Raw genomic sequence first — 9,105 nt, 5'->3', positions numbered from 1 at the left:
CCAACGCTACTTTAGTAAACCAAATATTCTTTCTTAAATTTAAATATTTATTTCCTAAATTAGCTTCAATATAAATCTGTAGGATATTTATATTGATAATCCCTTAATGTCTATATACCTGCCGTTAGCCACAATATAACCTAATCAATGAGAAAAAGGATAATCATTCTAACTTCTATTTATGACCATTAAAAATTATACGATTTGAAAAGAATTAAAACGAAGAAAGGAGAAATTCTACAAAGTGCTGAAGACTTAAACAGTAAAGTTTATTACGTTGAATCTGGTTTATTAAGAAGTTACTCTATTGATGAAAATGGGAAAGAGTATATTTTTATGTTTGCACCAGAAAATTGGCTTATTGGAGATGGAGTTTCAACAGACGAACCTTGTCAGTTATTTATTGATGTTTTAGAAGATTCAGTAATTATTCCTATCGAAAAAAAGGATCCTATTATAATGGATTCTAATAAATTAATTAAGCGGGTATCTGTATTACAAAACAGAATTATTAAATTAATGAGTGCTACAGCAATTGAAAGGTATGAAGATTTTATAGAAACCTACCCAGATATTGTACAACGCGTTCCTCAAAAAATGATTGCTTCTTACCTTGGTATTACACCCGAGGCACTTTCTACTGTAAAAAGAAATCGATTAAAAAAATAGTCGATTCTTTCTTTTCTTAATATACATTAATGCACAACTTTTTAGATAATGGCATCTTCGCATCATTATAAATCATTTAAAAAGTTAACATGGCAAATTATTACGACACAAGTATTTCAAAGGTTCAAAAAAATGTCTGTCTTATTTAGTGTTTAAATTTTGATGGCTGGAGTAATGAAATTATTTCTGATAATAACTCTCCTTGAAAAACACCTAACTTTTCAAAACGGATCATTACATCACCAAAATCAGATACAAAAAAAATATTAATCCTGAACTTTTCGCAAGTAATGGACAGAATATTTCTACGTAACAAAAAGTAATCACCTATACAGATTAAAAAACATAAAATGAAACCACCAAAAAAATGGAAAATGATGCTGTTAACTTGGATGATAATTTATCCATTAGTAAATATCCTTTTTTTTATCCTAATGCCTTATATTAATAATTGGAATCTTCTTTTAAAAACACTCCTTATAACTATAATTGTTGTTCCAATTATGAGTATTATACTTGGTTTTCTTTCAAAAAGATTCGCTACTTGGCTAAGAAAATAACTAAATAATCATTTATGGATCTTTCCTAAGTAAAAAAATAGCTAGCTATCACAAAGTATAAAAATCTTAGCATATTGAATCCGTTGCTCAAACAGTTTGGTTACATGAAAGAAATTCTGAAAAATCATTGAAAATTATGGGTATTCCTCAAAAAATGATGACTTATTAACTAGGCGTTACATCGGAGGTCTTTCGTGAAAATAAAGAAACCGACTTAAAAAATAGTTGCTTTTTTAATTTCTTAATCTACATTAATGCACAACTTTTTAGATGATGGCATCTTTGCATCATTATAAATCATTTAAAAAGTTAACATGGCAAATTATCACGACACAAGTATTTCAAAGACACAAAAAATAGCGGGCTACGCAATGTCTATTCTATTTAGTATTCAAATTATCATGGCAGGAGTTATGAAGTTACTTCTAGCAGCACCTATTGTAGAAAACATGAATGCAGTAAACAATTGGGGAGACAAAACGTTGTTTGTAGGTATTCTTGAACTCATCATATTGGCGTTGTATTGGATTCCAAAAACACAAAAATTAGGCTTTTATTTATTATGTTCTTTTGTAGGAGGCGTTATTGTTGCAGAAGTTGTTGCTGGCAAACCTCCAATAGCAGGAATACTTATATCTGTATTATTATATGCTGGTACTACACTAAGGTTCCCTAAGCTTTTAAAATAATAGTAATCCATATAAATATAAAAGATGTGCTTTTAACACTAACCAATTTCTAAATAATTAGAGATACGAGTTATAAAAAGGAAGTCAACTACATTTTGATAAACAAAAAAATAGTAACATTAAAAATTATAAAACAATGAAAGATTTTAAATTTGAAACACTGAATTCAGAAAACGCAGCTCTATTATTAGTAGACCATCAAACAGGACTAGCACAATGTGTAAGAGATATGAGTCCGGAGACATGGAAAAACAATGCTTTAGCTATAGCTAAAATTGGGAAGATATTTAACTTACCTACCGTTTTAACAACAAGTGCAGAAGATGGCGCTAATGGACCTCTTTTACCAGAGATTGCAGAGTTACACTCAGACGCTCCATATATATCTAGAGGAGGAGAGATTAATGCTTGGGATAATACAGAATTTAAAGCAGCTGTTGAAGCTACTGGAAGAAAAAAACTAATTATCGCAGGAGTATCTACAGATGTTTGTGTACTTTTCCCTACCTTATCTGCATTAGCAGAAGGTTATGATGTATACGCGGTAATAGATTCATCTGGTACTTGGAGTGAAATTGCGCAAACCACTACAGTTGCTAGACTTACACAAGCAGGCGCAAAAGTAACAAGTTGGATGTCTGTTTCTGCAGAATTACAAAAAGATTGGCGTAACCCAACAGGTCAAGCTTTAGGAGGTCTATATGCTGAACATTTACAAGCATACGGACATTTATTTAGCAGTTTAGCTGCAGCACAAAAAGCAGCTAATAAATAAAAACAAATTAAAAAAGGTAGTTATTGTATTAATAGCTACCTTTTTAAAAAAATTATAGTATGATTAAAATCATTCCTGCATCACAGCAAAAAATAATAGATAGAGGCAAATTTAAAATCCGCTTGCTTGAAATAGGTAATCCGTTACCAAACCATAATGATCATGGATTGTATCAATTAGGCAGAATAGATCACGCTACACTAGAAGGTAAGATGGTTGTGCCAATGCATTTACATAAAAATGATGAAATTCTCTCGTATGTAAGAATAGGAGAAATGATACATAAAGATAGTGATGGCAATAATATTGCTATAAACAACCAATATTCAATGATGATGAATGCTGGATCTGGATTTTATCATGAAGAGTCTGTACCCAAAGAAGGGGAAATTACAGAAATGCTTCAAATATTTATGAGACCAAGAAAAGATGAATTACAGCCTAAAGTGCAATTTCATCAATTTGAAGACATATACAGTTTTAATAAATGGAGATTAATTGGAGCCAATGAAACATCTAATGCACCATTAAAAATAAATTCCGATATCGAAGTATTCGATACCAGGTTACAAGACAATATAGAGGTAGAATTACCTAAATTAACAGCGAATCAAGTAGGTTATCTTTATGTAATTAAAGGCGACTTAGAATTGTCTAACCATACAGATCTTAAAACAAAAGATGCTGTAATCTTTGAAGGTGAAGATTTAACCGTTAAATCAAAACAGCAAGCAGATTTAATTTTATTTATTATGGATAAAACTTCCGAAGTTTCAAGAAATGGCCTTTTCGCAAATTAACATACTCATTAGAAATAAAATAACTGTGGCTAACACTGTATATAATTTATTGCTAGTTATAGCCTACTTTCGAAAGTCTTCGCAGACTTTCTCGGTCGGTAATTATTTACTAAATTAGTTGCTTAACCACGCAACAAACCATATACAAACACGTTGGCAAACATATGACCAAAGAATGAAATTCATCAACCTATTCATAATTCTACTTCTGACTTTTGGCTGTTCTTCCGACAAAGACACAGCAGAATTTGAAAAAGTTTTGGGCAAAGAAAATAGCCAAACTCTGACTTTACTCGTTAACGACTTTGAAAATGACTTTCTAAAAAAACAGTATCCAGATTCTGAACTAAATGAATCTTATATAAAATTCTTGATTGATTATAAAAATGGAAGCCTCGAAAATTGGCAACCATTACCAAAAAAAATTACTGATATATTTAATGCTAGTGAATTGAAAAATGAAATGTATTATCATCCAGATTCGGTATGGATTTTGCCGAATAGCTCGTATGATAAAGTAGAAGAAGATTCCTTAATATTTCTTGACGTAAATCGGCCTTATATTAAATTAAGAAAGAAAGATTTAATCTTTAGCAGACCTGACAAAATAGTTTATGAATACGACCGTCATTATATTAATATAGATTCTACAACAAACAGAGATTCGCTGATAAATAAAGTAATGAATTTAAAATATGTGAATTTTTATAATGGAAGATATATTCAAGCAGTCGATAACATAAGGAAATTTGGCGGATTTTTTGAGCGATTTTCCGACCTGAAAGCTGTGAAAAACGATAAAAAAGAGTTCTGTGAATTGGTTTTAGAAAAGGCTGATTTGAACGATGAACTTGTTAGAAAATTAATTGTGTTAGAATTAGTGTTTTAAAATACGTTTGCCAACATTGTATAAAAATAATGCTTAAGTTTAATCCTAAATCCAAAGGCTAGTGCTTTTTTAGTCACTCCGATTTTCCTGCGGAAAATCCTCGGACACAAAACCGCACTATTCTTATACGTAACCGTTGGCAGTAATTTGAGAACGAAATGATAACATTCAAAATTAATGGTCGAAAATTAAAAGATTGGAAATCATTTCACTCTGAATTTAAAACGAAATTGAATTTTCCAGATTACTATGGAGAAAATATGGATGCTTGGATAGATTGTATTGACGAATTGACTGAAAAGCCTACTCTTCTGCAAATTGAAAACGGAAAATATTTGAAAGAAAACGTACCTGAATTACTAAATGCAATTTTGGAATGTGGAGCTTTCGTTAATTATAGAAAAATAGAAATCGGAGAAAATCCGAATTTATTAATTGCAACTGATTGCTAAATGAAAGAAAGTAAACCTTCAAAATGGACTTTTATAATTGTTGGAGGAATTATAATGTGGATTATTAGTTTTACTCTAATATATTATTTATTAATACCAGACGTTTGCTATTATCATTTTAACGAAATGAATTCATTTATGAAGCTTTTTTATAGTGCTGGAGGTGCAGACAATAGACATCCAAGTCCGAATTCATCGAATGCTATATTTTCATTCATTATTGGCGGAATTTTAGGATATGTAATCTATAAGAAAAAAACTACTGCCAACACCGTGTATAATTAATTGCTTGGGCAAGTTCTTATTTGGAAAATTCCTTCGGAATTTTCTCTGGTTCGTATTTGTTTACTAAATTAGTTGCTTAACCACGCAACTAACCATACACAATCACGTTGTGTAACATTTGAAAAACAAACATTTGACTGAATTTCATAAACTATCTGAATTGTTAACAAAAGAAATGATTTTACTTCCAAAAGGGAATAAAGAAATCATTGAAAATTCTGAAAATTGGGCTTTAGAAATTGACTCAAATTGGAACTCTAAACGAATTGACCTCACCATAAAATCTAGGAAATCTAATCTTTACTCTGAATTCACTCATTGCTCAATAAAAAAGGCTTCTTTAATAAGTTTAATTGCTCGATATGATAATTATAACCTATCGCAAGTGAAATTTCGAATTTTTTACTAACAAGTCCATTATCACTCAACTTGTTAAAAAGCAGAAAAGCAAGTTTTGAACTGAATGGAAAATATCTGATTTATAATTGTAGAATTGGTCGTCGAGATAAACAAAGTTTGTCGAATATCTTTATTCTGATTGAAAAATTGACTAAAGAAATTGATAAACTAACTGATAAAAAAAACGTTACACAACAACGTGTATAAAAAATTGCTAAATTAGTACTTAAACAAAGGTAGTTGCATTTTTGTTACGTCTGATTTTCCTTCGGAAAATCCTCGCACACAAAACCGCAACTATTCATACACGAACACGTTGTAAGCCATTTGAAAAAAATCAATAATTACACTGAAAAATGGATTATTCCGAAACAAATAGACTATCAAGATTAACAGCAATCTTAATTCAATTACAGACCAAACGAATTGTAACTGCCTCGGAATTAGCTAATAAATTTAATATTAGCAAAAGAACTATATACAGAGACATTAAGGCATTGGAACAATCTGGTGTTCCTGTATTAACCGAAGAAGGAAAAGGCTATACATTAATGGAAGGATATAAAATCCCACCTGTAATGTTTACCGAAAAACAAGCAAATGCTTTAATACTTGCAGAACAATTAGTGCTAAATAGTAAAGATTCGTCCTTTGTCAAGGATTATTCGGAAGCAATAGATAAAATAAAATCAATTCTAAAATATACAACAAAAGATAAAGCTAATATACTTCTTGAACGTACACGTTATGACGAAAACATAAATCGAGAAAGGAATAGTAATAATTTATCAGATTTACAAAATGCATTAACTAATTACAACCTTGTTAAAATAGAATATATCAATAAAGAAAATTCTGCATCAATTAGAATAATAGAACCATTTGCCATATTAAATTCTGAAAATTGGTATTTAGTTGCATTTTGTCGTTTGCGTAACGAGTTTAGGTTTTTTAGACCAGACAGAATTCAAAAATTAGAAATTCTAACAGAAAATTTCGAACCTCATAATATGACTTTACAAGAATATTTTGACAAATATCAATAACTCTTTTTGACCCTTGCCATAAGGTTGTCATCGACCCAATTTACTTTTGTAGTCTAATTATTTTAAAACAAAAAATGACAACAAAAATGAACAAAAGTATTAATTCAATCGAATTTCCAAAATCTACTATGATTTCAGTCAATGGTATTGAACTTGAAGTATTTGAAGCAGGTAAAGAGAATAAAGGTAAACCTATTATACTTTGTCACGGATTTCCAGAAAATGCGTTTTCTTGGCGTTTTCAAATTCCCGAACTTGTTAAAGCTGGTTATCACGTTATTGTTCCAAATCAGAGAGGTTATGGTAAATCATCTTGCCCAACTGAAATAACAGCATATGGTATTGAACATTTAACTGGAGATTTAGTTGCTCTACTTGACCACTACGGATATGAAAAAGCTACCTTTATAGGTCACGATTGGGGAGCAAATATTGTTTGGAGTCTAGCTTTATTGCATCCTGAACGAGTAAATAAAATAATAAATTTGGCTTTACCATATATGCAAAGAGGAGAAAAACCTTGGATAGAGTTTATGGAAGAAATATTTGGACCAGATAATTATTTTGTTCACTTTAATAGACAAGTAGGAGTCGCAGATGTTATTTTGGATGAAAACAAATCTCAATTTCTTGGTAATTTGTTCCGAAAAAATGTACCACTTACAATGCCTGAACCAGGTATGATGATGATTAATCTTGCAAAAGCAGAGAAATCACTTGGAGACCCTATAATGAGTGAAAGTGAATTGGCTGTTTATGTTTCTACTTTCGAAACATCAGGATTTACAGGAGGTATAAATTGGTATAGAAACCTTGACCAAAATTGGCATTTATTGGCAGACGTTAATCCAATCATTAAACACGCTACACTTATGATATATGGAGACCAAGATATGATTCCTAAATCTGAAAATTTAACAGATTTTGTTCCTAATGTAGAAGTAGTTAGTTTAGATTGTGGTCATTGTATACAACAAGAAAAACCTGAAGAAACTAATCAAGCCATATTAAAATGGTTAGAACAACATAATGCCTAAAAAGGAAATAGAAACATATTATCCTAAAAGCCAAACAGATTGGAGAAACTGGTTAGATGAAAATCACCAGTTGAAACAGTCTGTTTGGCTTGTTTTTTATAAAAAATCAACAAAAGTTGCCTCTATTAGTTGGAGTGAATCAGTTGATGAAGCACTCTGTTTTGGATGGATAGATAGTACTAAAAAAACAATTGACTCAGAAAGGTACATCCAATATTTTAGCAAAAGAAAACCTAACAGTATTTGGTCTAAGGTAAATAAAGATAAAGTAGAATATTTAACTTCAAAAAAACTTATTCGAGAAGCTGGCTATAAAGCTATTGAAACGGCAAAGGAAAATGGTTCTTGGTTTATACTAGATGATGTAGAAGCACTAATTATTCCTGAAAATTTAAAAAAAGAATTTGACAAAAGAGAGGGAGCTTTAGAATATTACGAGAGTTTAAGTAAATCAGCAAAGAAAATTCTATTAAGTTGGATTGTACTAGCTAAAAGAGATGAAACTAAACAAAAAAGAATTATTGAAATAGCAGAAAATGCTAGTAGAAATACGAAACCAAAACAATTCCGATAAAATAAAAACGGCTTACAACAATGTATATAAAAAATAGCAGTTTAGTGCTAAACTTTAAGTTTCGTCCTTTTCTACTATCTTTGTTTCTATCTTGAAAAGATAGTACATTTTAATCTGCTACTTTTCATATACTAAACGTTGTGTGTAATTTGAGAAATACGAACTGAATGAACCAAATTTGGAATAAAATACAAACAGAAATATACTCGATTGACACAAAATCAGGACAATCATTTAATAAACCTGCAAACGAATCAGAAATAAACTTACTGAAATCATTCTTTGAAAAAAAAATCCCAATAGAGTTTATTCAATATTTAAAAGTTTTTAATGGACAATCACACAATAATTTTGAAATTCAACCATTCAGTTATTATTCTCTCATACCTGTGAATGAAATGATTGATTTAATGAAAATGCAAAATGAATTATGGAAAAATGAAGAAAATATAGATTGGATTACAGAGAATAAAATACAGCCGAAAATTTGGGACAAAAATTGGCTCCCAATTGCTAGCGAAAGTACAAGTTATTTAATAATAGATTTAAACCCAGGGAAAAATGGTGTCTATGGACAAGTATTTCAACTATTCCCTGGAATAGATTATCAAGAAGATAATATTGTTTTAGCAAATTCTTTTCTTGAATTTAGTACTTTACTGCTAGATAAATTGAATAACAAAGATTATGAAATTGAAGAAGATGAGCCTATCTTAATTTTCAAAGATGATTGGATATAAAAACTACACACAACAAAGTACTGTGCTAAAAAACAAGTAAAATCTTATTAATTTTTCACTAGCGTACTTTTATATTCCTTGTCAAATATTAAACCCGATTTTGCAATAGCAAAAGCTTGTTTTAGTAGCTTATTACATACCGCTATTAATGCTAATTTTTTACTCTTTCCTTTTGCTACTAATCGTTCAT

Annotated in this window: 11 protein-coding genes and 1 pseudogene; 11 read left to right on the top strand and 1 reads right to left on the bottom strand. The window is 30.1% G+C overall.

The genetic code is table 11. The annotated features are described in order from the left end of the window. Nucleotides 1–204 precede the first annotated feature (204 nt). The 11 genes from V6246_RS18055 to V6246_RS18005 all read left to right on the top strand — a co-directional run bounded on the left by V6246_RS18055 (nucleotide 205) and on the right by V6246_RS18005 (nucleotide 8,915). Nucleotides 205–669 (top strand): Crp/Fnr family transcriptional regulator, encoded by a 465-nt coding sequence (locus V6246_RS18055; protein WP_341561840.1) that lies wholly within the window; start codon nucleotides 205–207, stop codon nucleotides 667–669. Between the two features lie 874 nt (nucleotides 670–1,543). Next, nucleotides 1,544–1,918, top strand: a complete 375-nt coding sequence (locus tag V6246_RS18050) for a DoxX family protein (protein ID WP_341561839.1) — start codon at nucleotides 1,544–1,546, stop codon at nucleotides 1,916–1,918. Between the two features lie 136 nt (nucleotides 1,919–2,054). Then, nucleotides 2,055–2,693 carry an isochorismatase family protein gene (locus V6246_RS18045; protein WP_341561838.1) on the top strand — a complete coding sequence of 213 codons (639 nt, stop codon included), beginning with the start codon at nucleotides 2,055–2,057 and terminating at the stop codon, nucleotides 2,691–2,693. A gap of 59 nt (nucleotides 2,694–2,752) precedes the next feature. Then, nucleotides 2,753–3,493: a pirin family protein gene (locus tag V6246_RS18040; RefSeq protein ID WP_341561837.1), complete on the top strand. Its 741-nt coding sequence runs from the start codon at nucleotides 2,753–2,755 to the stop codon at nucleotides 3,491–3,493. Nucleotides 3,494–3,668: 175 nt separating this feature from the next. Further along, the gene (locus V6246_RS18035; RefSeq protein ID WP_341561836.1) at nucleotides 3,669–4,382 is read left to right on the top strand and encodes a hypothetical protein; all 714 of its coding nucleotides are present in this window, start codon (nucleotides 3,669–3,671) and stop codon (nucleotides 4,380–4,382) included. A gap of 158 nt (nucleotides 4,383–4,540) precedes the next feature. Further along, nucleotides 4,541–4,834, top strand: a complete 294-nt coding sequence (locus V6246_RS18030; protein ID WP_341561835.1) for a barstar family protein — start codon at nucleotides 4,541–4,543, stop codon at nucleotides 4,832–4,834. Further along, nucleotides 4,835–5,119, top strand: a complete 285-nt coding sequence (locus V6246_RS18025; protein ID WP_341561834.1) for a hypothetical protein — start codon at nucleotides 4,835–4,837, stop codon at nucleotides 5,117–5,119. It abuts the gene before it with no gap. A gap of 755 nt (nucleotides 5,120–5,874) precedes the next feature. Further along, nucleotides 5,875–6,564, top strand: a complete 690-nt coding sequence (locus tag V6246_RS18020; RefSeq protein ID WP_341561833.1) for a helix-turn-helix transcriptional regulator — start codon at nucleotides 5,875–5,877, stop codon at nucleotides 6,562–6,564. Nucleotides 6,565–6,692: 128 nt separating this feature from the next. Next, nucleotides 6,693–7,601 (top strand): alpha/beta fold hydrolase, encoded by a 909-nt coding sequence (locus V6246_RS18015; protein WP_341561832.1) that lies wholly within the window; start codon nucleotides 6,693–6,695, stop codon nucleotides 7,599–7,601. After that, entirely contained in the window at nucleotides 7,594–8,175 is a 582-nt protein-coding gene (locus V6246_RS18010) for a YdeI/OmpD-associated family protein (protein ID WP_341561831.1), read from the top strand. The genes V6246_RS18015 and V6246_RS18010 overlap by 8 nt, the downstream gene beginning before the upstream one ends. Before the next feature lie 167 nt (nucleotides 8,176–8,342). Next, entirely contained in the window at nucleotides 8,343–8,915 is a 573-nt protein-coding gene (locus V6246_RS18005; RefSeq protein WP_341561830.1) for an SMI1/KNR4 family protein, read from the top strand. A 47-nt stretch (nucleotides 8,916–8,962) separates the two neighbouring features. Here the strand turns inward: V6246_RS18005 and V6246_RS18000 are convergent. Then, nucleotides 8,963–9,105 (bottom strand): annotated as a pseudogene (locus V6246_RS18000) (IS110 family transposase); the annotation flags it as partial.

It is taken from the genome of Algibacter sp. TI.3.09, from assembly GCF_038154905.1.
In the GTDB taxonomy this organism is placed as follows: domain Bacteria; phylum Bacteroidota; class Bacteroidia; order Flavobacteriales; family Flavobacteriaceae; genus Algibacter.
The sequence above is the reverse complement of the archived record's forward strand: the minus strand, read 5'-3'. Positions and strand labels throughout refer to the sequence as shown.

Bases quoted from the DNA above. Each gene is read 5' to 3' on its own strand.
- V6246_RS18035 (WP_341561836.1), top strand. From the start codon at position 3,669: ATGAAATTCATCAACCTATTCATAATTCTACTTCTGACTTTTGGCTGT.
- V6246_RS18005 (WP_341561830.1), top strand. From the start codon at position 8,343: ATGAACCAAATTTGGAATAAAATACAAACAGAAATATACTCGATTGAC.
- V6246_RS18020 (WP_341561833.1), top strand. From the start codon at position 5,875: ATGGATTATTCCGAAACAAATAGACTATCAAGATTAACAGCAATCTTA.
- V6246_RS18015 (WP_341561832.1), top strand. From the start codon at position 6,693: ATGATTTCAGTCAATGGTATTGAACTTGAAGTATTTGAAGCAGGTAAA.
- V6246_RS18010 (WP_341561831.1), top strand. From the start codon at position 7,594: ATGCCTAAAAAGGAAATAGAAACATATTATCCTAAAAGCCAAACAGAT.
- V6246_RS18025 (WP_341561834.1), top strand. From the start codon at position 4,835: ATGAAAGAAAGTAAACCTTCAAAATGGACTTTTATAATTGTTGGAGGA.
- V6246_RS18050 (WP_341561839.1), top strand. From the start codon at position 1,544: ATGGCAAATTATCACGACACAAGTATTTCAAAGACACAAAAAATAGCG.
- V6246_RS18030 (WP_341561835.1), top strand. From the start codon at position 4,541: ATGATAACATTCAAAATTAATGGTCGAAAATTAAAAGATTGGAAATCA.
- V6246_RS18040 (WP_341561837.1), top strand. From the start codon at position 2,753: ATGATTAAAATCATTCCTGCATCACAGCAAAAAATAATAGATAGAGGC.
- V6246_RS18045 (WP_341561838.1), top strand. From the start codon at position 2,055: ATGAAAGATTTTAAATTTGAAACACTGAATTCAGAAAACGCAGCTCTA.